At 61.3% G+C, this 21,484-nt stretch carries 24 protein-coding genes; 11 read left to right on the forward strand and 13 right to left on the reverse strand.

Annotated features, from left to right (window positions below; translation table 11 throughout):
* Positions 1-876 (reverse strand): helix-turn-helix transcriptional regulator, encoded by an 876-nt coding sequence (locus tag WDN02_RS03465; RefSeq protein ID WP_337292172.1) that lies wholly within the window; start codon positions 874-876, stop codon positions 1-3.
* A gap of 92 nt (positions 877-968) precedes the next feature.
* On the opposite strand from WDN02_RS03465, the gene WDN02_RS03470 reads away from it, so the two are divergent.
* The 5 genes from WDN02_RS03470 to trmD all read left to right on the forward strand — a co-directional run bounded on the left by WDN02_RS03470 (position 969) and on the right by trmD (position 5,301).
* Positions 969-1,844 (forward strand): SDR family oxidoreductase, encoded by an 876-nt coding sequence (locus WDN02_RS03470; protein ID WP_337292173.1) that lies wholly within the window; start codon positions 969-971, stop codon positions 1,842-1,844.
* 222 nt (positions 1,845-2,066) lie between these two features.
* Positions 2,067-3,626, forward strand: coding sequence for a signal recognition particle protein (ffh, locus tag WDN02_RS03475; RefSeq protein WP_337292174.1), 1,560 nt, complete (start codon positions 2,067-2,069; stop codon positions 3,624-3,626).
* Positions 3,627-3,653: 27 nt separating this feature from the next.
* On the forward strand, positions 3,654-4,019 hold the full coding sequence (rpsP, locus tag WDN02_RS03480) for a 30S ribosomal protein S16 (protein ID WP_337292175.1): 366 nt from the start codon (positions 3,654-3,656) through the stop codon (positions 4,017-4,019).
* 2 nt (positions 4,020-4,021) lie between these two features.
* Positions 4,022-4,585: a ribosome maturation factor RimM gene (gene rimM / locus WDN02_RS03485; RefSeq protein WP_337292176.1), complete on the forward strand. Its 564-nt coding sequence runs from the start codon at positions 4,022-4,024 to the stop codon at positions 4,583-4,585.
* Complete coding sequence (gene trmD / locus WDN02_RS03490) at positions 4,585-5,301, forward strand: tRNA (guanosine(37)-N1)-methyltransferase TrmD (RefSeq protein ID WP_337292177.1); 717 nt, start codon at positions 4,585-4,587, stop codon at positions 5,299-5,301. Before rimM ends, trmD begins: the two co-directional genes overlap by 1 nt.
* Positions 5,302-5,336: 35 nt before the next feature.
* On the opposite strand, the gene WDN02_RS03495 is transcribed toward trmD, so the two are convergent.
* From WDN02_RS03495 to WDN02_RS03520, 6 genes are all read right to left on the reverse strand, one after another.
* Positions 5,337-5,756, reverse strand: coding sequence for a secondary thiamine-phosphate synthase enzyme YjbQ (locus WDN02_RS03495; protein WP_337292178.1), 420 nt, complete (start codon positions 5,754-5,756; stop codon positions 5,337-5,339).
* Positions 5,757-5,850: 94 nt separating this feature from the next.
* The gene (locus tag WDN02_RS03500) at positions 5,851-6,162 is read right to left on the reverse strand and encodes an HPr family phosphocarrier protein (protein ID WP_337292179.1); all 312 of its coding nucleotides are present in this window, start codon (positions 6,160-6,162) and stop codon (positions 5,851-5,853) included.
* Complete coding sequence (locus tag WDN02_RS03505) at positions 6,159-6,560, reverse strand: PTS sugar transporter subunit IIA (protein WP_337292180.1); 402 nt, start codon at positions 6,558-6,560, stop codon at positions 6,159-6,161. Before WDN02_RS03505 ends, WDN02_RS03500 begins: the two co-directional genes overlap by 4 nt.
* 217 nt (positions 6,561-6,777) lie before the next feature.
* On the reverse strand, positions 6,778-7,248 hold the full coding sequence (locus WDN02_RS03510) for an aldolase (RefSeq protein WP_337292181.1): 471 nt from the start codon (positions 7,246-7,248) through the stop codon (positions 6,778-6,780).
* Complete coding sequence (locus WDN02_RS03515) at positions 7,245-9,071, reverse strand: stimulus-sensing domain-containing protein (protein ID WP_337292182.1); 1,827 nt, start codon at positions 9,069-9,071, stop codon at positions 7,245-7,247. Before WDN02_RS03515 ends, WDN02_RS03510 begins: the two co-directional genes overlap by 4 nt.
* Before the next feature lie 14 nt (positions 9,072-9,085).
* Positions 9,086-9,781 carry a response regulator transcription factor gene (locus WDN02_RS03520; RefSeq protein ID WP_337292183.1) on the reverse strand — a complete coding sequence of 232 codons (696 nt, stop codon included), beginning with the start codon at positions 9,779-9,781 and terminating at the stop codon, positions 9,086-9,088.
* 272 nt (positions 9,782-10,053) lie between these two features.
* On the opposite strand from WDN02_RS03520, the gene WDN02_RS03525 reads away from it, so the two are divergent.
* The gene (locus WDN02_RS03525; protein WP_337292184.1) at positions 10,054-10,815 is read left to right on the forward strand and encodes a DUF2470 domain-containing protein; all 762 of its coding nucleotides are present in this window, start codon (positions 10,054-10,056) and stop codon (positions 10,813-10,815) included.
* Positions 10,816-10,832: 17 nt separating this feature from the next.
* On the opposite strand, the gene WDN02_RS03530 is transcribed toward WDN02_RS03525, so the two are convergent.
* From WDN02_RS03530 to WDN02_RS03540, 3 genes are read right to left on the reverse strand one after another with little or no spacing between them, the layout of a single operon-like run.
* Positions 10,833-11,459, reverse strand: a complete 627-nt coding sequence (locus WDN02_RS03530; protein WP_337292185.1) for a DsbE family thiol:disulfide interchange protein — start codon at positions 11,457-11,459, stop codon at positions 10,833-10,835.
* Positions 11,456-11,623 carry a heme exporter protein CcmD gene (gene ccmD / locus WDN02_RS03535; RefSeq protein ID WP_337292186.1) on the reverse strand — a complete coding sequence of 56 codons (168 nt, stop codon included), beginning with the start codon at positions 11,621-11,623 and terminating at the stop codon, positions 11,456-11,458. Before ccmD ends, WDN02_RS03530 begins: the two co-directional genes overlap by 4 nt.
* Positions 11,620-12,375 carry a heme ABC transporter permease gene (locus tag WDN02_RS03540; RefSeq protein WP_337292187.1) on the reverse strand — a complete coding sequence of 252 codons (756 nt, stop codon included), beginning with the start codon at positions 12,373-12,375 and terminating at the stop codon, positions 11,620-11,622. The genes ccmD and WDN02_RS03540 overlap by 4 nt, the downstream gene beginning before the upstream one ends.
* 225 nt (positions 12,376-12,600) lie before the next feature.
* On the opposite strand from WDN02_RS03540, the gene WDN02_RS03545 reads away from it, so the two are divergent.
* Positions 12,601-13,236: a hypothetical protein gene (locus WDN02_RS03545; RefSeq protein WP_337292188.1), complete on the forward strand. Its 636-nt coding sequence runs from the start codon at positions 12,601-12,603 to the stop codon at positions 13,234-13,236.
* Positions 13,237-13,238: 2 nt separating this feature from the next.
* Here WDN02_RS03545 and ccmB read toward each other — a convergent pair whose 3' ends face one another.
* Both ccmB and ccmA read right to left on the reverse strand, forming a co-directional pair.
* Positions 13,239-13,922 carry a heme exporter protein CcmB gene (ccmB, locus tag WDN02_RS03550; RefSeq protein ID WP_337292189.1) on the reverse strand — a complete coding sequence of 228 codons (684 nt, stop codon included), beginning with the start codon at positions 13,920-13,922 and terminating at the stop codon, positions 13,239-13,241.
* Positions 13,919-14,512, reverse strand: a complete 594-nt coding sequence (ccmA, locus tag WDN02_RS03555; RefSeq protein ID WP_337292190.1) for a heme ABC exporter ATP-binding protein CcmA — start codon at positions 14,510-14,512, stop codon at positions 13,919-13,921. The genes ccmB and ccmA overlap by 4 nt, the downstream gene beginning before the upstream one ends.
* Positions 14,513-14,641: 129 nt before the next feature.
* On the opposite strand from ccmA, the gene acnA reads away from it, so the two are divergent.
* Positions 14,642-17,371, forward strand: a complete 2,730-nt coding sequence (gene acnA, locus WDN02_RS03560; protein WP_337292191.1) for an aconitate hydratase AcnA — start codon at positions 14,642-14,644, stop codon at positions 17,369-17,371.
* A gap of 58 nt (positions 17,372-17,429) precedes the next feature.
* Here acnA and WDN02_RS03565 read toward each other — a convergent pair whose 3' ends face one another.
* Positions 17,430-18,677, reverse strand: coding sequence for a cupin domain-containing protein (locus tag WDN02_RS03565; protein WP_337292192.1), 1,248 nt, complete (start codon positions 18,675-18,677; stop codon positions 17,430-17,432).
* Positions 18,678-18,949: 272 nt separating this feature from the next.
* On the opposite strand from WDN02_RS03565, the gene WDN02_RS03570 reads away from it, so the two are divergent.
* The 3 genes from WDN02_RS03570 (at position 18,950) to WDN02_RS03580 (ending at position 21,452) form a co-directional block, all read left to right on the forward strand.
* Complete coding sequence (locus WDN02_RS03570) at positions 18,950-19,222, forward strand: hypothetical protein (RefSeq protein WP_337292193.1); 273 nt, start codon at positions 18,950-18,952, stop codon at positions 19,220-19,222.
* A gap of 98 nt (positions 19,223-19,320) precedes the next feature.
* Positions 19,321-20,781: an ATP-binding protein gene (locus WDN02_RS03575; RefSeq protein ID WP_337292194.1), complete on the forward strand. Its 1,461-nt coding sequence runs from the start codon at positions 19,321-19,323 to the stop codon at positions 20,779-20,781.
* Positions 20,778-21,452, forward strand: coding sequence for a response regulator (locus WDN02_RS03580; protein WP_337292195.1), 675 nt, complete (start codon positions 20,778-20,780; stop codon positions 21,450-21,452). The genes WDN02_RS03575 and WDN02_RS03580 overlap by 4 nt, the downstream gene beginning before the upstream one ends.
* Positions 21,453-21,484 lie beyond the last annotated feature (32 nt).

Genomic DNA, 21,484 nt, shown 5'->3' on the forward strand with positions numbered 1-21,484 from the left:
TTACCTCGCCATCTCGCATTCGCCGGCTATTTGAACGACACCTTCGCGTTTGCCGTCGATCAACATTCTGACACGCTCCGCGTCCGCCGGCGTCGCGGGATTGTAGACAACCATGCTGAGATCGGCGCGACCATCGACGGCGAAGGTTGAATATTCCATCTCGATCACGCCCGCGATTGGATGGTGGAGATGTTTGGTGCCTTCGCCATAGGTGCGCACATCATTGGTACCCCATACGGCGGCGAATTCGGGACTTTCCCGGCAGAGGTCATAGACGAAAGTTTTCACATAATCCGACGCTCCGGCCCGCGCGACATCGGTGCGGAAAGCGGCAACCACAAATCGGGCGACGCTGCCCCAATCAGACTGGCGGGCGCGGATATAAGGCTCGCAGAACATCATGCGCAGAATGTTGCGCTTCTCAGGCGGCAACGTTCCGTAATCCGTCAGCACCGCCGCGGCAGCACGATTCCAGGCCAGCACATCCCATATCGGCGTTTTGATGAAAGCCGGACTGAATTCGAGCGCGTCAAGTATGCGTTGCAGCCGCGGCGTCACGCTCTCGACAGCCTGGTAATGAACTTCCGGCGGCCGGCCTAGACCGAGCAGGAAAAGGTGCTCGCGCTCGACCTCCGTCAGCATGAGCGCCCCGGCAATGCGGTTCAGCACATCGGCAGACGGCGCGCCGCCACGTCCCTGTTCGAGCCATGTGTACCAGGTCGTGCTGACATTGGCGCGCTGCGCCACTTCCTCACGGCGCAACCCCGGTGTGCGTCGGCGCGTCGAGGAGAAGCCGAAGGCGGTCGGGTCGAGCTTGGCGCGCCGATCTTTCAAATAGACGCCTAGAAGGTTCTCGTTCGTGGCGGGGACGTTCATCCTGTTAGGCCTTATACCTGTATAAAGTCACTAATTTACCGGGATAAATAATGAGCCAATAATCGCGCTTTCTCAACCCGGAGACGATCTTCATGCGTGTATTCGTAACTGGCGCGACCGGCTTCATCGGCGCCGCTCTTGTTCCGGAATTGATCGGCGCTGGCCATCAAGTCCTTGGCCTCACGCGCTCGGAAGCGGGTGCCAAGGCGCTCGCGGCCGCCGGCGCCGAAGTTCATCACGGATCGCTAGAGGATCTGGACAGCCTCAAGCGTGGTGCGGCTGCGGCGGATGCCGTGATCCATCTGGCCTTCATTCACGACTTCTCGAAATTCGAGGAGAATTGTGAAATCGACCGGCGCGCCATCGAGGCGCTCGGTTCGGTACTTAAAGGTTCGGATCAACCGCTCATCGTCACCGGCGGGACCGGCCTGTTGGCGCCAGGCCGCCTCGCGACCGAAGACGACAAGCCGGCGGGGCATTTTCCGCGTTTATCGGAGGCGGTTGCATCGGCTCTCGCGGCGGCTGGGGTCAATGCCTCCGTGGTCCGGCTTCCGCAGGTGCATGACACGGCCAAACAGGGCCTCGTCACTTATGCGATCTCGGTTTTCCGCGAAAAAGGCGTCTGCGCCTATGTCGGAGACGGACATCAGCGATGGCCGGCGGCGCATGTCGTTGATGTGGCGCGCCTTTACCGGTTGGCGATCGAGAAGGCGGAAAAGGGTGCGATCTATCATGCCGTCGCCGAAGAAGGCGTCCCGGCAGTGGACATTGTGAATGCGCTTGGCCCGCGTCTGCAACTGCCTGTCAAATCCATTACTCCTGACGAAGCTCAAGCCTTTTTCGGCTGGCTCGCTATGTTCACGACACTCGACCTGCCTGCTTCGAGCGAACAGACAAAAAAGAAGCTCGGATGGCAGCCGACCCATCGCGGCTTGATCGCTGATCTCGAAGAGCTACAGGTGGGCTGAGACGCTGAGGCTCAAGCCGAGGATTCCTTGACTCCCTGGCTCCCTGCGCCTAAAAGCGCCGCTTCTCGCAAGAGATGAAAATTTGATCAGCCGACCGGCCCTGGAGGCAGGCGGTTCTCGTCCGGCAGCGCGTGGCGCCCCCGGGCGCGATTGGTGTTGAACGCATAAAAGCCGAAGATACGGCATTTGCTTGAGCCCGTCTCAGGCAGAAGGATAAAGCGCATGTTCGAAGGGCTTTCAGAAAAGCTCTCAAGCATATTGGACGGCCTGACGCGGCGCGGCACGCTCTCGGAAGAGGACGTGAACCTTGCGCTGCGCGAGGTGCGTCGCGCTTTGCTCGAAGCCGACGTCGCGCTCGATGTCGTGCGCTCCTTCACCGACAAGCTGCGCGCCCGCGCCGTTGGCGCCAATGTCGTGAAATCGGTGACGCCCGGCCAGATGGTCATCAAGATCGTCAACGACGTCTTGATCGAAACGCTTGGCTCGGACACGCAACCAATCGACCTCGATGCGCCGCCACCCGTCGCCATCATGATGGTCGGGCTGCAAGGCGCCGGCAAAACGACGACATCCGCCAAGATCGCCAAGCGTCTCGCGGAACGGCAAAAGCGCCGCGTGCTGATGGCTTCGCTCGACGTGAAGCGTCCGGCCGCGCAAGAGCAACTCGCCGTCCTCGGCAAGCAGGTCGGCATCGACACGCTGCCGATCATCCCCGGCCAGACGCCCGTGCAGATCGCCAAGCGCGCCGAAGAGGCCGCGCGGCTGCAGGGCTACGACGTCGTGATTCTCGACACCGCCGGCCGCACCCATATCGACGAGGCCTTGATGGCCGAAATGGTCGAGATCAAGCGCGCGGCCAATCCGCACGAAATCCTGCTCGTCGCCGACAGCCTGACCGGCCAGGACGCCGTCAATCTCGCCAAGAATTTCGACGATCGCGTCGGCATCACCGGCATCGTGCTGACCCGCGTCGATGGCGACGGACGCGGCGGCGCCGCGCTCTCAATGCGCGCCGTCAGCGGCAAGCCGATCAAGCTTCTCGGCACCGGCGAAAAAATGGATGCGCTTGAGGATTTCCATCCCGACCGCATCGCCAATCGCATTCTCGGCATGGGCGACATCGTTTCGCTCGTCGAAAAGGCGGCACAGACGATCGATGCGCAGAAGGCGCAGAAGATCGCCGACCGGATGCGCAAGGGCAAATTCGATCTCGAAGATCTCGCCGATCAATTGGCGCAGGTCGAGAAGATCGGCGGCATTGGCGGCATCATGGGCATGCTGCCCGGCATGGCCAAGATGAAGGACCAGATCGCCTCCGCCAACCTCGACGAGAAAGTCATCAAGCGCCAGCGTGCCATCATCCTGTCGATGACGCAGCAGGAGCGGCGCAACCCCGACATTCTCAAAGCCTCGCGCAAGAAACGCATCGCGGCAGGCTCTGGTACAAGAGTCGAGGATGTGAACCGGCTGTTGAAGCAGCATCGCGGCATGGCCGATATGATGAAACAGCTCGGCAGCGCCAAGCGCGGGCCGCTGTCGCAAATGGCGTCCGCGCTCGGTATGGGCGGCGGCATGCCGGTGCCCTCGCCCGAACAGATTGCCGAATTGCAGAAACAGGCCGGCGGCGGCGGAATGCCGAAAATACCGGAACTGCCAGCGGGTCTCCTGAACAATCCGCCGAAGAGTTTGCCCGGCCTGCCGGGTCTCGGCGGCGCCAAATTGCCGGGCGGTTTGCCCGGCCTTGGCGGCGGCGGATTCAATCCATTCGCAAAGAAGAAATAACTCACTCGTTCGTTAGAAAGGAAAACAATGTCTCTGAAAATTCGTCTCGCCCGTGGTGGCGCCAAGAAGCGCCCCTTCTATCGTGTCGTCGTCGCCGATTCGCGCATGCCACGTGATGGCCGCTTCATCGAAAAGCTCGGCACGTTCGATCCGGTGAAGCCGAAGGACGCCGCTGATCGTCTCGTGCTCGATACCGAGAAGGCGAAGGCCTGGATCGCCAAGGGCGCACAGCCGACGGATCGCGTGGCGCGCCTGCTCGATGGGCTCGGCGTTGTGAAGCGCGAAGCGCAGAATAATCCTGAGAAGGCGCAGCCGAAGAAGAAGGCGCAAGAACGCGCCGCCGCCGCCGCCGCCAGGGCCGGCAAGGCCAGCGAAGAAGCCCCTGCGGCCTGACGATGCCGGAGGGCCGCTCCAATCCGTCCGCAGCGCAAGACCTCGTGCTTGTCGGGCGGATCGGTGCGGCGCACGGGATCAAGGGCGACGTGCGCCTCGTCTCCTTCACCGAAGATCCGAAGGCGGTCGGCAGCTACGGGCCGCTGAGCGATGCCAGCGGTGCGCGGCGCTTTGAAATCGCCGCGCTGCGGCCGTTGAAGGATAATATTTTCGTCGCGCGTCTTGTCGGCATTTCGACACGCGACGCGGCCGAGGCTCTGAACAATCTCGATCTTTATCTTCCCCGCGCGGCGCTGCCCGCGGCCGCGGACGATGAATTCTATCACGCCGATCTTCTCGGCCTGAGGGTCGTCGATAGCATGGGCGTCGAGATCGGCCGTGTGCTGAACGTGCTCAACTTCGGCGGCGGCGATATTCTTGAAATTGTGCCCGTCGACGGCGACGAAACGCTGCTCCTGCCGTTCACGAAAGCCTGCGTCCCAACAATCGATCTTACGCAAAAACGGCTTGTCGTCATCCCGCCGGTCGAAGTCGAAGCGACCCCCGAAGACGGCGGTCCGAACTGATGTGGCGCGCGACCATCCTCACGCTCTTTCCGGAAATGTTTCCGGGATCGCTTGGGCTTTCGCTGGCCGGCGACGCGTTGAAGCGCGGCGTGTGGCAGCTTGAAGCGATCGACATCCGCACGCATGGGCTTGGCAAACATCGCAGTGTCGATGACACGCCAGCCGGCGGCGGCGCCGGCATGGTGATGCGCGCCGATGTGCTCGCCGCAAGTCTCGATGCGGCGCTGGCATCGGACGATCCGCGCCCACGGCTACTCATGAGCCCGCGCGGAAAGCCGCTGACGCAGGCGCGCGTTCGCGACCTCGCCGCCGGGCCGGGCGCTGCGATCATCTGCGGTCGTTTTGAGGGCGTCGACGAGCGCCTGATTGCCGCACGGCAGCTCGAAGAAATCTCGGTCGGCGATTACGTGCTGTCGGGCGGCGAACCGGCAGCACTTGTCTTGCTCGATGCCGCCGTGCGCTTGCTGCCGGGTGTCATGGGCAAGGAAGAATCCGGCGCGGAAGAAAGCTTCGAGAACGGGTTGCTCGAATATCCGCACTATACAAAGCCGCGCGTTTTCGAGGGCCGCGAAATCCCCGAAATTCTGCTCTCCGGCGCTCATGGCAAAATCGCCGCATGGCGCGAGGCCGAAGCGCGCGCGCTGACCGAAGCACGCCGGCCGGATTTGCTCAAGTCGCCGTCATTGCGAGCGAAGCGAAGCAATCCAGACTCATGACCGGATCGCTTTGGCGCTCGCGCCTCGCGATGACCTCACTCCCCGATCACATGCAGCACGATCTCGCGCCGGTGCGGTTCCCGGCGATGTTCAAAGAGATAAATGCCCTGCCAGGTGCCGAGCAGCAATTCGCCGTCACGCATGGGAATTGAAAGCTGCGTCTGCGTCAGCGCGGCGCGAATATGCGCCGGCATGTCGTCTGGTCCTTCGGACTCATGCACGTAAAGCCCGCGGCCCTCCGGCACGATCTTGGCGAAGAAGGTCTGCAAATCCTTGCACACATCAGGATCGGCATTTTCCTGAATCAGAAGCGATGCGGACGTGTGCCGGCAATAGACGGTCAGCAGTCCTTCATTGATATCGACATGGACGAGCCGTTCTTTGATCGCGGCGGTGATCTCGACAAGACCCTGACCGTGCGTCTCGACGACAAGGCGGTGCAGCGACTGCCGCATATAAAGCTTTCCCGGTTCTGATGAGGCGCGAGGATTCTTTTTTGACGCGTTTCTTCACGCGAACCGGTCCCCACTTCGCCGGAAAACGCTTTCGTTATTCGTCTTCGCCGAACCTGTTGCCGATCAAGGTGGCCAGAGCATTAAGCACTTCCTCGGCCTCCTGCCCCTTCGCAGTGACGACGATGGATGAGCCAATGCCGGCGCCAAGCGTCAGAATGCCCATGATCGATGTGCCGCCCACCGTCTCACCGGCGCGGCTCACCGTGACTTCGGCGACGAATTGCTCGACGCATTGAACGAATTTTGCCGTGGCGCGCGCGTGCAAGCCCTTGCGATTGATGATCTCGATTTCGCGCACGAGCGTGCCGTCATCGGCGGCGGGGACAGGTTGCGATGTATCGGTCATTTTCCGCCGAGCACCCGACTTGCGACGTAGATATATTTGCGGCCGGCGTCCTGCGCCTGCAACACGGCTTGTTCCAGGCTCGTCGTATCGCGGATCGAAGCGAGCTTGATCAGCATCGGCAGATTGATCCCGGCGACAACTTCCACCTGGCCGCCATTCATGACCGAAATGGCGAGATTGGATGGCGTGCCGCCGAACATATCGGTGAGAACGACAACGCCAATGCCGCGATCCACCTGCTTCACAGCCGCGAGGATATCCTTGCGGCGTTCTTCCATATCGTCCTCGGGGCCGATGGAAACAGTGGCGATCTGCTTCTGCGGGCCGACGACATGTTCGAGCGCCGCGCGGAATTCGGTGGCCAGATGGCCGTGGGTGACGAGCACCATGCCGATCATCGACAGCAACGCCTCCGGCCACGATGGCGCGATGAGCCGCGCAGGGCGAATGGCGAAACGCCGAGACTGCCGTTCATTTCTTGCTCTTCGATCTCAGGCGGTGAAGACGGTCGCAAATTCAAGTCCAGGCTTCGAGGCGCTTTTTTTCCGGACGCAATTGGGGACGCCATCTTGTGCAGCGCGGCGAAATTCGCAAGAGGAATGACGCCCTCCTGCGTCAGATTGCCCCAAATTGTCGAAGCCGGGCAAAAACGGCACGCGCCGAATCGGACGCGGAGCCAGCCTTCGCCAAAGCCAAGAGCGGCAAATCTACGCCACAAAGCGTAACAGAAGCGTTGATCGCCTCGGGATAGCGAAGCATCTGTTCCGGTTGAAAAATGTCGATGACAAGCCGGACAATAGCGGCCGGCTCGGCACCGATCTCCAGAATCCCGACGCCGCGCTGCTCGATCTGGCCGCGGATGGCCGGATGCCCGCGCGCAATTAACCGGCCGTGGCTCGCGGAGAGAAGCAGCCGGTCGTCGCCGATCAGCGCGCCGAAAAGCGCTGCCTGGGCCGCGGCATCCAATAGAGCCAGCACCAGACTGCTTTTACCAATGCCAGATACGCCACGGATGACGATCCCTGCCTCGCCGACCACGACGCCGCTGGCGTGGATTGCAACGGGCGCGGTCGCCTCTGCGCTCACCGCGCCGCCCGGATCCAGACAATGAAGCGTGCGCCGAGGATGATAGGTGTTCCGTCCCTGCTCGTGGCGATCCGGTTCATCGCGCGGATACGGCCACCGTGCGCCTCGATGATCTGGCGCGAAATCGAAAGCCCAAGTCCCGAATTCTGGCCGAAGCCATGATTGGGGCGGTCGGTATAAAAGCGTTCGAAAATGCGCTCGAACGCGTCGGCGGGAATGCCCGGCCCGTCGTCATCGACGACGATCTCAAACCCGTCCGTCAGCAGCCCATTGGTGAGCGCGCTCTTTGCCGGGCGCAGGCCGACGCGCACGCTGCCGGCGGGCTGTGAAAAGGATTTCGCGTTATCGATGAGGTTGTTGAAAACTTGGCCCAGACGCGAATCATGGCCGAGGACGATGAAACTGTTCTTTTTCGCATCTTCATTGTTGGCGAGATCGAGCGTCACCTGCACGCTTTCATGCTCCGCATGATTGGCCATCGTCACCACGGTGAGGATGATACGCGAGAGATCGACCGGCTCCATGTCGGCGCGCGCCAGTTCGGCATCGAGCCGCGACGCATCGGAAATATCGCTGATCAGCCGATCAAGCCGGCGCACGTCGTGCTGAATGATGGCTAACAGGCGCGCATGCGATTCCGGATTGCGAGCGATCGGCAAAGTCTCGACGGCGCTACGCAAGGAGGTCAACGGGTTCTTGAGTTCGTGGGCCACGTCGGCGGCGAAACTTTCAATCGCGTCCATGCGATTGTAGAGCGCCCGCGTCATGTCGCGCAGCGCGCCGGACAAATGACCGATCTCGTCGCTGCGATTGGTGAAATCTGGAATTTCCTGGCGTGATTTGATGCCGCGGCGTACCCGCTCGGCCGCTTCCGCCAGCCGGTGCATCGGCCCCGCGATCGTGCCCGCGAGCAGCAGAGACAAGAGCAGCATGATCGCGGCCGAAACCAGGAAGACGCGGATGATCGCCCAGCGTTCCGAAGCGATGATCTTGTCAATGTCGCCGCCTTGCGTCGAAAGCAGCAATGCGCCGCGGACGGTGCGCAAAAGCTCAATCGGCACCGCGACGGAGACGATCGTCTCACCCTTGTTATTCATCCGCACAATCGACTGCGCCTGGCCGTCGAGCGCGCGAGAGACTTCGGGATAGGTCCGACCGTTGGCAATGCCAATATCTTCGTAGAGCGGCAATTCGTTATAGGTGAACGAGCGTTTCATCACGGCCCAGACGCGTTCGAGCCAGTTTCCTGCCTCGTCGCTCTGCGGCGGCAAATCGAGCCGAAGGATGTCGCCGCGGGCGCTCAGCGCGCGGGAATCGAGCAGCAGATAACCATCGCGGTCGTAAATGCGCGCCCGCGTGCGCGTTGGCGAAACAAGGCGGCGCAGCACGGGCCCGACGCGCTCGGGATTGATGGAAAATTCGAGCGACGGCCGGCTTTCGTCGGCAATGCCGGCACGTTCGCCAGGCACCATCTGCAGAAGCTTTTCCGGATCAACGGTGATCGAATCCGTCGCAACAGTCGCCGAGGCCGCAACCGCCGCGGCGATGATCTCGCCTTGCGTCTGCAGGCTCTGCACTCGCGCGTCGATGAGACCTTCGCGAAACTGATTGAGATAAAGAAAACCGAGCAGCAACGCGACGAGGCCGCCGAGGTTGAGAACCACGATGCGGCGCGTCAGCGATGACGAAAAACGGACTGCGACCGCGCGCTCGACCGTGCGGACACGCCGCAACACGCGCCAGCCGAAAGTACGCCGCCGACTGCGCTTGCGCGGCGTTTCGAGGGCCTGATCGAACTGCTGCTCGTGCGCGTCGACGCTCATTCAGTACGCCGCGATCATTCCTTGAAACGATAACCGACGCCGTAAAGCGTTTCGATCATCTCGAAGTCGTCATCGACGGCTTTGAATTTCTTGCGCAGACGCTTGATGTGGCTATCGATCGTGCGGTCGTCGACATAGACCTGATCGTCGTAAGCCGCATCCATCAGCGCGTTGCGGCTCTTCACTACGCCGGGACGCGTGGCGAGCGCCTGGAGGATGAGGAATTCGGTCACGGTGAGCGTCACCGGATCATTTTTCCAGGTGCAGGTGTGACGCTCGGGGTCCATCTTGAGCGGGCCGCGCTCGAGAATCTTGGCCTCGGATTCCTTCTGCGCCGCCGCTTCCTTAGGATTGGCACGGCGTAGAATGGCGCGGACGCGCTCAACGAGCAGGCGTTGCGAGAAGGGTTTGCGGATGAAATCGTCGGCGCCCATCTTGAGACCGAACAATTCATCGATCTCCTCATCCTTCGAGGTGAGGAAGATCACCGGCAAATCGGACTTCTGCCGCAGCCGCCGCAAAAGCTCCATGCCGTCCATGCGCGGCATTTTGATATCGAAAATGGCGAGATCGGGCGGGTTGGTCTTCAAGCCGTCGAGCGCCGTCGAACCATCGGTGTAGGTCTGCACCCGATACCCCTCGCCTTCGAGGGCTATGGAAACCGATGTGAGAATGTTGCGGTCGTCATCGACCAAGGCGATCGTCGGCATCAACACTCCTCAGATTAAAGGGCCGAGTCTTGTAAGAAGCTGCCGGTTGGCAGGGCGACGTAGTTCAACCGTCAGCGCATGAACACGACGTGAGGGACGCCTCTTCCGCCCCACGCGGTACGCAGCGGGAAGCTCCGTGAGCTTGAGGGCCGAAATGAGGCCATTCCCCGCATCTTTGCAATGCATACCATTAGAACTATAGGGGAATCCAGCCCTGAAGCCTTTGAAAGCAAAGCTTTAGATTCCGCCGCCCCCGAAACAAGGACTTGCCCATGACCGGTTCCGACGCGGCCGAAAGCCCGCCCGAAGGCCAGAAATTCGATCCCATTGCCGAGGCCAAGCGGCTTCTGCGATCAACGCGCTGGGCCTCGCTGGCGACGCTGGTGCCGGACTCGGGCTCCCCTTTCGCTACCCTCGTCAATGTCGCCAGCGCTCCGGATGGTAGCCCTATCCTCTTGATATCGCGCCTTTCCGCGCATCGAAAACATATCGCCGTCGATCCCCGCGTCTCGCTGCTCTACTATCTGTCGAAGAAGGGCGATCCGCTCGCCCATCCGCGCCTGACCCTCAACGGGCACGCGTCCATCGTCGATGAACCGGCGGCGCTGGCGAATTTGCGGGCCCGCTTCCTCGTCCGGCACCCCAAATCCGCGCTTTATGCCGATTTTCCCGATTTCGCATTTTTTCGTGTGGACCTCGAAAGCGTCCATATGAACGGCGGTTTCGGCCGCGCTGCGCCCGGTTTGACGACCGCGCAAATCCTCACACCGATCGAGGGCAAGAGCGAGCTGATCGCCACTGAGGCCGGCGCGCTGGCGCATGTGAACCAGGATCATGCCGATTTCGCCCCGCTCCTCGCGGCCGCGTTCGGGGAGAACAGCGGCCATTGGCGCACCCTCGGCTTCGATCCCGAGGGCGTCGATCTCGGCAATGACGATGTGATTTTGCGGTTGCCATTCCCCGCGCCAATCGCGACGCCAACCGAATTGCGCCAGGCGCTGGTCGCCCTCGCGCACGCGGCGCGCGAGCATTAGCGATTAGAATTGGGTGATTATTTCCGCGCCGCCTCGATCTGCGGCCAGATGGCGTTTTCCAGCGTAGCGTCGTCGATCGGCCCAACGAATTTGAAGGCGATCGTCCCATCGCCCTTGATGACATAGGTCTCGGGCACGCCGTAGACGCCGAAGTCGATGCCGGTGCGACCGCTCAAATCAACGCCGATCGCCGAATAGGGATCACCCTCCAGGCCGAGATAACGGCGGGTGTTCTCCGGCTGATCCTTGTAGGCGATGCCGACCAGTTTGACGCCCTCTGCCGCGAGGCGCTTGTCCTGCGAGAGCGCGACGAGCTGCGGATTTTCCTCGTGGCAGGGGCCGCACCACGAGGCGAAGATATTCACGATCGTCACATGGCCCTGGCGTAAATCCTTGTCGGACAGGCCGGGCACATTGGTGAGCAGCGCGGGCAAATTGAATTGCGGCGCAGACTTGTTCAGAAGCGCCGAGGGCAGCCGCGAGGGATCGCCATCAAAGAGCCGCACGAACAGCAGGCCCATCACCGCAACGAAGATGATCAGCGGCAGATAGGCGAGCGGCAAGCGGCGCGGTTTCGGCGCGGGCGCATCTTCGGCAGGCGTGTCTTGGGACTGAGTGTCCTGGGACGGCGAACTGACGCTCAAGAATTTGAATCCTGCTTACGGCGGGTTCGCGTCTCGACGCGCTCAAGGCTTTTCCTGAGCGAACGATAATCGCCCAGCGTGCCGATCACCATGCCACCGATGACGACGAAGGCGATGGCATAGGCGGCGATCACGAAGCCGATATGCGGGGCGGCGAAATTCATTCGGCCGGCTCCGGCATTGCGTGGAGCGACGTAGCGCCATCGGCCGCGAGCATCGATAGACGGCGGAGGCGGCGGCGCATGATTTCGTTGCGGATCGCCAGCATATGCAACGTCAGAAACAGCGTCGTGAAGGCGACCGCCATGATCAGCAACGGCCAGAGCATCGAGGCGGCGATGGTGGGGCCGCCCATGCGGAAGACCGAGGCCGGCTGGTGCAGCGTGTGCCACCAATCGACCGAGAATTTGATGATCGGAATATTGACCGCGCCAACGAGCGTAAAAATGGCGACGAGTCGCGCCGCCTTGCCCGGATCTTCGATCACCTGCCAGAGCGCGATGATGCCGAGATAGATGAGGAAAAGGACAAGCACCGACGTCAGCCGTGCATCCCAGACCCACCAGGTGCCCCATTCGGGCTTGCCCCAGAGCGAACCGGTGGTGAGACACAGAAAGGTGAACCCGGCGCCGAGCGGCGCCGCCGCCTTCTGCGCTACATCGGCGAGCGGGTGACGGAAGACCAGCGTGCTGATCGCCGCCACGGACATCACCAGATAGACGAACATCGCCATCCAGGCCGAGGGCACATGCAGATACATGATCCGCACCGTCTCGCCCTGCTGATAATCGGCCGGGGCCACGACAAGCGCGAGATAAAGCCCGACCGCCAGCAACACGACCGTCAGTGCCGCCGTGACCGGCACGAGCGCGCGCGTCAGCCGCAGAAATTGCGTCGGGTTAGCGTAATTCGCCATCGCTTTTCCTCTAGGCTGCCCCTTGCCGGAAGGCAAATGTTTCGATCCGTAAAAGTCAGGACCGGATTACGCGAAAACGGGCTTCCGCTGTTCGTATCCGGCTCCCGATTTTGGTTCACCAAAAGCTGATCGACCCTGGGGCACGAATTCGCCGATAATCCGGCCGGGCCGACGAAGTTCGGGGTATCACCGGCGGCATCGCCGACATCCCTTTTTGGAGATCAAATGCGGAAAATGTTTAACAGAGGCCACGCTATGAAAGCGGCGGGTCTGGCCTTGGGCCTCGCGCTCGCCATGACGTTCGCGGGCGCGACGCGCGCCGACGCCCCGCATCCCGTGAAGCTGCGCGGCACGATCCTCTCGCTGCAAGGCGGTGTCATGTCGGCCCGTGGGCAGGATGGCGCCGTCATCAAGATCAAAATCGCGCCTCAAACACGTCTTGCCGCTATCGTTCCGGCCTCCCTCGCCGGGATCAAGCCGGGCAGCTTCGTCGGAATCACCAGCATGCCGGGCGACGGCAGCGAGCGGGTTGCGCTGGAAGTCCATATTTTCCCCGAAGCTTTGCGCGGGACTGGCGAAGGCGACCGCCCCTGGGACAAAGGCCCCGGTAGCCGGATGACGAATGCCACCGTCGCGTCGGTCGCGGGTGTTCACGGCGAGGATTTGACGCTCACCTATCGCGGCGGCCAATCCAAAATCAAAGTGACGCCACGAACCCGGATCGTCACCTTCCTGCCCGGTGATCCCCATGACTTCAAAGCCGGCAACCATTTCATCGCCTTCGCCATCCCGGACGGGCGAGGCGCTTATGTGCCGCTCTCGCTCAGCATCGGCCGCGCCGGTCTCACGCCGCCGATGTAGCGTCAATCTCCGGCCTGGCGCAGCGCCGCGGCAGCGGCGAAGGGCGTCAGCGCCACGGCGGCGAGCGTCAGGCCGCAAAGGATCAGGAACGGCGTCTTGAAGCCGACGACCGGATCGCCGGCCGCCGCCACGCCGAAAATCAGGACCGGCACGCTCAGCGGCAGAATGAGCACCGCCAGCAACAGACCGCCGCGGCGCAGGCTTACCGTCAGCGCCGCGCCGATCGCGCCGAGAAGGGTCAGCGCCGGCGTCCCCGCGAGCAGCGAGAATGCGACGCGCAGCAATCCCTCCGGCCCGAGCCCCAGCATCAGGCCGAAGATTGGGCTCGCCGCAACAAGCGGCAGGCCGGTCAGCAGCCAGTGCGCCAGGCATTTGACCAGAACGATGAGTTCGAGCGGCGTCTCGCTGGTTAGAAACAGATCGAGCGAGCCGTCCTCGGCATCGGCCTGAAAGAGACGGTCGAGGCCGAGCAGCGTCGCAAGCAATGCCGCGATCCAGAGGATCGCCGGACCGATCCGCGCCAGCAGCGCCTGATCCGGCCCGACGGCGAACGGCGTCACTGTCACGAGGCATAGAAAGAAAACCACGCCCATGCTGACCGCGCCGCCAATCCGGCGGCCGACGCGCAATTCACGCGTCAGGAGCGCACCGAGCGCCGAAGGACGGGCTTGCTGGCTCTCCGTCATACCGGCCGACCAAGCATCAGATCGCGCGCCGCAATCGGCAAGGGCGTGTGGGTCGCAGCCAGAATGCAGCCGCCGCCGGCGAGATGCTCCTGCATCAATTCGCCGACGACGATTTGAGATTTGGTGTCGAGCGCCGTCAGCGGCTCGTCAAGCAACCAGATGGGCCGCGCAATCGCGATAAGCCGCGCCAGAGCGGCGCGGCGTTTCTGCCCGGCCGACAAATACCCCGCGGGAAGATCAGTGATCCCCGTCAATCCGAGCCGCGCAAGCGCGCGCTCGATGCCACCGCCACCGAGCAGGGCGCTATAGAAGGCGAGATTTTCAGCGAGCGTCAGCGCTGGTTTCAAGGCATCTGCATGCCCAATATAATGGCAAAGCTCTGCCCGGCGCGCCTCCGTTTCAGGCGTAATGGCGATAGCGCCCGCCGCCAACGGCAAAAAACCCGCGAAGGCGCGCAGAAGCGTCGATTTGCCAGCGCCGTTCGGTCCTTTGACTAGAAGCGCTTCGCCCGCCGCAAGCCGAAAGTCGAGACCCGCGAAAATAATGCGGCCGCCGCGTTCCACGCTGAGAGCCGAGGCTTCGATCTGCATGATGGCGCGGCTTGATCCTTATGGCGCGCGGCCTGCATGGCGCGGCGAATGGTGGTGTAGCGACCAGATTAGAAATTATCTATAAACCCATCGTCATTGCATTTCTCAACATCAGGGGCCCCATAGCCTATGGCTTCGCTCGATTCTTTTAAATGCCGAAAAATCCTCAACGTCGGCGCCAAGACCTATCATTATTATTCGCTCAAGACGGCGGAGAAGAACGGGCTGACCGGCATTTCCGCGCTGCCCTTCTCGATGAAGGTGCTGCTCGAAAATCTGCTGCGTTTCGAAGATGGCCGCTCCGTCACCAAAGAATCGATCCAATCCGTCGCTGAATGGCTCGTCAACAAAGGCAAGGTCGAGAAGGAAATCGCTTTCCGTCCGTCGCGCGTTCTGATGCAGGATTTCACCGGCGTGCCGGCGGTCGTCGATCTCGCCGCAATGCGCGATGCCATGTTGAAACTCGGCGGCAACCCGCAGAAGATCAATCCGCTCGTGCCGGTCGATCTCGTCATCGACCATTCGGTGATCGTCGATGCCTTCGGCAACAACAAAGCCCTCAAGACCAATGTCGATCTCGAATATGACCGCAACGGCGAGCGCTATCGTTTCCTGAAGTGGGGTCAGGGCTCGTTCAACAATTTCCGCGTCGTGCCGCCCGGCACCGGCATCTGCCATCAGGTCAATCTTGAATATCTCGCGCAGACCGTCTGGACGCGCAAAGAGAAATTCCAGCCTGGCCGCGGCAAGCATGTGACGGTCGAAGTCGCCTATCCCGATTCGCTCGTCGGCACCGATTCGCATACGACGATGGTCAATGGACTCGCAGTGCTCGGCTGGGGCGTCGGCGGCATCGAGGCGGAAGCCTGCATGCTCGGCCAGCCGCTCTCGATGCTTCTGCCCGAGGTCATCGGCTTTAAACTGACGGGCGAATTGAAAGAGGGCGTGACCGCGACCGATCTCGTGCTGACCGTGACGCAGATGCTGCGCAAGCTCGGCGTCGTCGGCAAATTCGTCGAATTCTACGGCCTTGGCCTCAAGCATCTCTCGCTCGCCGACCGTGCGACGATCGCCAATATGGCGCCGGAATATGGCGCGACCTGCGGCTTCTTCCCGGTCGATACCGAGACGCTCAACTATCTCGAAACCTCGGCGCGCACACCCGCGCGTGTCGCGCTTGTCGAGAAATATGCCAAGGCGCAGGGCCTGTTCCGCACCTCGGCGACGCCCGATCCCGTCTTCACCGACACGATCGAACTCGATCTCACGACCGTCGTGCCGTCGATGGCCGGCCCCAAGCGGCCGGAAGGGCGTATCGCGCTTGGCGGCGTTGCGCCGGGCTTCAAGACCGCGCTCGCGGCGGAATACAAGAAGACCGAAGATTCCGAGAAGCGCTATGCCGTCGAAAGCAAGAATTACGATCTCGGCCATGGCGATGTGGTGATCGCCGCGATCACCTCTTGCACCAATACGTCGAATCCGAGCGTGCTGATCGGCGCGGGGCTTCTCGCCCGCAACGCCGTGGCGCGCGGCATCGGCGTCAAACCGTGGGTCAAGACGTCGCTTGCGCCGGGCAGCCAGGTCGTCGCCGAATATCTCGCCAATTCCGGCCTGCAGAAGGACTTGGACAAGCTCGGCTTCAATCTCGTCGGCTTCGGCTGCACGACCTGTATCGGCAATTCCGGCCCGCTGCCGCAGGAGATTTCCGACACGATCAACAAGAATGGCATCGTCGCCGCCGCCGTGCTCTCGGGCAACCGCAATTTCGAAGGCCGCGTGAGCCCGGATGTGCAGGCGAATTATCTCGCTTCGCCGCCACTGGTCGTTGCCCACGCCATCGCCGGCACGGTGACGAAGGACCTCGAAACCGAACCGCTCGGCCATGACAAGAAAGGCGTGCCCGTCTATCTGCGCGACATCTGGCCGACCACTGAAGAGATCAACGAATTCGCCACGAAATATGTGACGAAGAAAGTCTTCAAGAGCCGCTATGCCGATGTCTTCGCGGGCGATACGCACTGGCGCAAAGTGAAAGTGCCGGACGGCGAGACCTACAAGTGGGACATAGGTTCGACTTATGTGCAGAACCCGCCCTATTTCGAAGGCCTGACTAAAGAGCCGGTGCCGGTCACGGACATCGTCGACGCGCGCATTCTCGCGCTCTTCGGCGACAAGATCACCACCGACCATATTTCGCCGGCCGGTTCGATCAAGGCGGCTTCGCCCGCCGGCCAGTTCCTGCTTGAACGTCAGGTCTCGCAGCAGAACTTCAACCAATACGGCACGCGCCGCGGCAATCATGAGATCATGATGCGCGGCACGTTCGCCAACATCCGCATCAAGAACTTCCTGCTCGCCAAGGCCGACGGCAACGTGCCCGAAGGTGGCATGACCAAGCATTGGCCGGACGGCGCGGAAATGTCGATCTACGATGCGGCAATGAAATATGAGGCGGAAAAGGTGCCGCTCGTCATCTTCGCCGGTGCTGAATATGGCAACGGCTCGTCGCGCGACTGGGCGGCGAAGGGCACAAAGCTCCTTGGCGTGCGCGCCGTGATCGCCGAAAGCTTCGAGCGCATCCATCGTTCGAACCTCGTCGGCATGGGCGTGCTGCCGCTGACCTTCGAGCCAGGCACGAGCTGGAAATCGCTCGGCCTCAGAGGCGACGAGCAAGTGACGATCCATGGTCTCGGCGCGGAATTGAAACCGCGCCGGACGATGGAAGCCGAGATCAAATATTCCGACGGCAAGACGAAGAAAGTGCCGCTCCTCTGCCGCATCGCGACCGAGGACGAACTCGATTATTTCAACAACGGCGGCATTCTGGCCTACGTGCTGCGCCAACTCGCGGCGGCGTAAGCTCTGTCATTCCGACGAAACAAAAAAGCGCCGCCACGAGCGGCGCCTTTTCCGTTCATCAAACCGGCATGATGCCAGGCCGGCTATCGATGAACCTCTTCACATCCGAGACGCTCATATTCAAATGCTGAGCGACGAGCGCGGGCGGCGTGTGGCTTAGCCAATCGGACAGGCTGATCTCCTGATAGACAGGCGTCTTGAACACGGCCACGAACTGAAGATCCTCCGTGCCGGTGTTCTTGATGAAGTGACCCTGGCTTCTCTTGACGTAGCCAACATCACCCGCCTTGAAATCGGCGGTCTTGCTGCGCGGTCCAGCGTCGAACACCGTCATCCGGCCTTCGCCCTTGATCCAATATTGCCATTCGTCGGCATTCGGATGCCAATGCATCTCGCGCACGGCCCCCGGCTTGATCGTCTCAAGCGCCGCGGCAATCGTCGTCGAGGCCTTGAACGTCCGGCTATCGGCAAGACGCAATGCGCCGGACTTGTTGCTCATGATCGGCGTCACGCCGCCGAGGCCGAAGGTGAACGGGTTCGGCGCGATGCCGCCTGAAGCGACCGAAGCCTGATCCTGTGCCAGCGGGCCGGGTTCCTGGCCCTGGAAGATCCAGAGATCGTTGAGCGGGATCGATTTGAAGGCATCGACCGGCACGCCGAAGTTTTCGGCGAGAATGTCCGGCGGCGTATGCGCGATCCAATCCGTCACCAGCAATGTGTTGTATTCGGATTGGTGGCCTTGATCGAAGGCGATGACGAATTCACACCCGTCTTTGCCGAGGCCCTGGAGCGAATGCGGATAACCCGCAGGGAAAAACCAGAGGTCGCCCGGACCGACATCTTGAACATAGGCGTGCCCGTCCGGATCGAGAACGGTGACACGGCATGAGCCATTCGTCACGATCGCCCATTCCGCCGCAAGATGCCAATGCAGTTCGCGGATGCCGCCCGGCGCGAGGCGCATATTGACGCCCGAAATCGCATCGGAAATCTGGAAATCAGCCTGCGTGACTTGTCGCGCCCAGCCGCCAGCCTGAATGCGCTTCGGCATGATGTTGAACGAGGACCAGAACTGCGGCATGTCGCCGATATCGGTTTGCGGCGGACTGCCAACGTCGGGAAACTGGCTGTCGAGAACCGGATTTTTCGGTCCGGGTTCCTGAAGACTCTTCGGATTGGAATTGACTGCGCCTTCCAATGGGCTATCGGGATTTCCAAATGTCGCTGCGCGTGCGCCAAATGCCGTCACGGTGGCGCCGGCGGCCGCGCCAAGCGAGAGGACATTACGGCGTGAAAACGGATCCATGCGCTTTTCCTTATTTTCAAGGCAGACTTGATTTTCAAGGCAGACGTGCGCACTGGGGTCCGGGGATCTGTGCCAGGCGCTGCGTTGCCGCGTGCCTGGCACCAATATTTCTTTGCAATCGCGGGCAAAATTATACGTGGCGTATACTCGCAAGACCTCGCGCATACTGATCAAACGCCTGCTCTCGGCCTAGTCTCGCGGCACTTGCGGAAGCCGCTTTCGGCCGTGACACGCCGAAAGCGATATCTGCGATTCAATTGCGAGCAACGACCATGAAATCATTCCAGCTTTTTTTGGCCACGGCAGTTCTCTCTCTCTACGCCGCCGACGTATCCGCTGCTCCTCGGAACGCCGAGACGGATGCATTCGCGCAGGAACCCTCACAGCCGGATGGAAATCAGAATCTCGACGGCTCCTATCCGTCACTCTCCGATTTTGTTCGGGATATTAATGGCGCGCCGTGCGGCCTCAATTGTGAGCGTGATGCCAACGAGCGCCGGGCGAGGGAATCCCAGCCGACCTATTATGGCCTGTCCGGCAATTGACGAGAAACGGCGGAGATTCGCTCTGCCTTTTCATTTGCCCTTTGGTGACCTAGATGTGAACCGCCAGACGCGCAGTGCATTCTGCCTACCGAGGGCGAATGACAGACCTTCCACCGACCGAACTGCAATCCTTGGATTTTGATCTACCGTCACGGTCTGCGCGATGGCGCGCTAAACTTTCGCCGGTGCTCGCCGCGCTTTGTGTCTTGGCGATCTTCGCACTTCACACCTATTGGAACAATCGAATCGCTATCGCGGTTCTTTATGTTGCTGTCGTCCTCCTCGCGGTCAATTTTTGTGGGCGCAGAGGCGTGATCGCCGTCGGCTTCGGCTGCGCATTATTGACCATCTTGAGCTTTTTGATTTCCGACGGGCCCATTTACTCGGCGGATTCGATTGGCCGCTCTGCGGTCAGTCTTCTCGCGATCGGCATCACGACCTTCCTCGTCGTCCAGATACAGGCTGCTGCGCAGAGGACGCAAAACCAGGCGCGACTGCTCGATCTCAGCCACGACGCCATCCTTGTCCGGGGAATGACGGACGCTATCATCTACTGGAACCGTGGCGCAGAAGAACTGTACGGCTGGAGTCAGGTCGACGCGCGGGGACAAATCTCACATCAAATGCTGGAGACAGAGTTCCCCGCCATGCGCGAGAAGACATTCGCGACCCTATTGCGGAATGGCCGCTGGGAGGGTGAACTTGTCCAGACTCGGAGGGATGGGACGCAGGCGATTGTCGCAAGTCGCTGGTCTTTGCAGAAAGACGAGCGGGGCACGCCAACGGCTATCCTCCAAATCGACACCGATATAACGGCCTCGCGGCAGGCACAGGATACTTTGGAACGCGCTGAGGCCGAGCTGGCTCATGTCGCGCGGATCGCGACGCTTGGCGAATTGACGACGACAATTGCGCATGAGGTCAATCAGCCTCTGACGGGAATTGTCACCAATGGGGAAGCGTGTCTCCGCTGGCTCGATCGCGACGAAATCGATATCGATGAAGTTACCGATACGCTGAAGCGCATCGTGCGCGATGGCCGGCGCGCGGGGGACGTGATCCAACGTTTGCGCACCCTGTCACGGAAAGCCGAGCCGCAGCGCATGCCGCTCGAGATCAACGATATTGTCACCGACGCCGTCTCACTTTTGCAGCGCGAGATCGACGCGCGGCATGTTTCGCTTAAGCTCGACTTGCCGCCGCATCTGCCCATCGTCAAAGCCGACCGCGTGCAATTGCAACAGGTGCTCATCAACCTGGTGATGAATGCCATACAGGCAATGCAGACGAGCGCCGCGCGCGTGATCGAGATTCGCACATCCTTCGAAGACAATGAAGTTCTCATTGCAATCGTCGATTCCGGCTGCGGAATTGCAAATGTGGAAGCACAATTGTTTCACGCGTTCTTTACGACAAAATCGGACGGTATCGGTATGGGCCTTTCCATTTGCCGGTCGATTATCGAGGCGCACGGCGGCCGTATCTGGCCTTCGCGCAATGAGGATTCTGGCAGCACGTTTCAGTTCACGCTTCCGGTCTATCAAAGAGGCGGCGCATGAGCCGGCCGTCATCATCGCCGGATGCGACCTCGGATTCCGGGACCGTACTCGTTATCGATGACGACATTTCTGTGCGCGAGGCACTCGACAGCCTGTTTCGCTCCGTTGGGCTCAGGACGCGCGCGTTCGTCTCGGCGCATGAATTCTTGCAAAGTGAGCTACCACCGACGCCATGCTGCCTCGTTCTCGACGTCCGTTTGCCGGGGATCAGCGGGCTCGATTTTCAGACGTATCTTGGCGAGACGAATATCCAGCTCCCCATCGTCTTCATGACTGGACACGGGGACATTCCGATGTCCGTCAGAGCGATCAAGGCTGGGGCGCGCGATTTTCTGACCAAGCCATTTCGCGATCAGGACATGCTTGACGCCGTCACGGACGCAATTGCGCTCGATCGCCGCCGCCGTCAGAGCGAAAAGGACATCGCCGCCCCCCGAGAAGTTTTCGAGACGCTGACGACGCGCGAGCGCGACGTCATGATCCTTCTCGCCAAGGGTTTGCTCAACAAGCAAGTCGCGGCACAATTGGGTTTGAGCGAAATCACCGTCAAAATCCACCGTGGTCGGCTGATGAAGAAGATCGGCGCTTACACGCTGGCCGATATCATCAAAATGGCCGATCTGCTGCAGCTTCGCGATGCTCCCCTTTCGGGGCCGGAAACCGGCAGTTAAGCGCCTATCTTGCCCCGCCCCGCTCAACCTGC

The sequence above is a fragment of the Methylovirgula sp. genome, assembly GCF_037200945.1.
GTDB lineage: Bacteria > Pseudomonadota > Alphaproteobacteria > Rhizobiales > Beijerinckiaceae > Methylovirgula.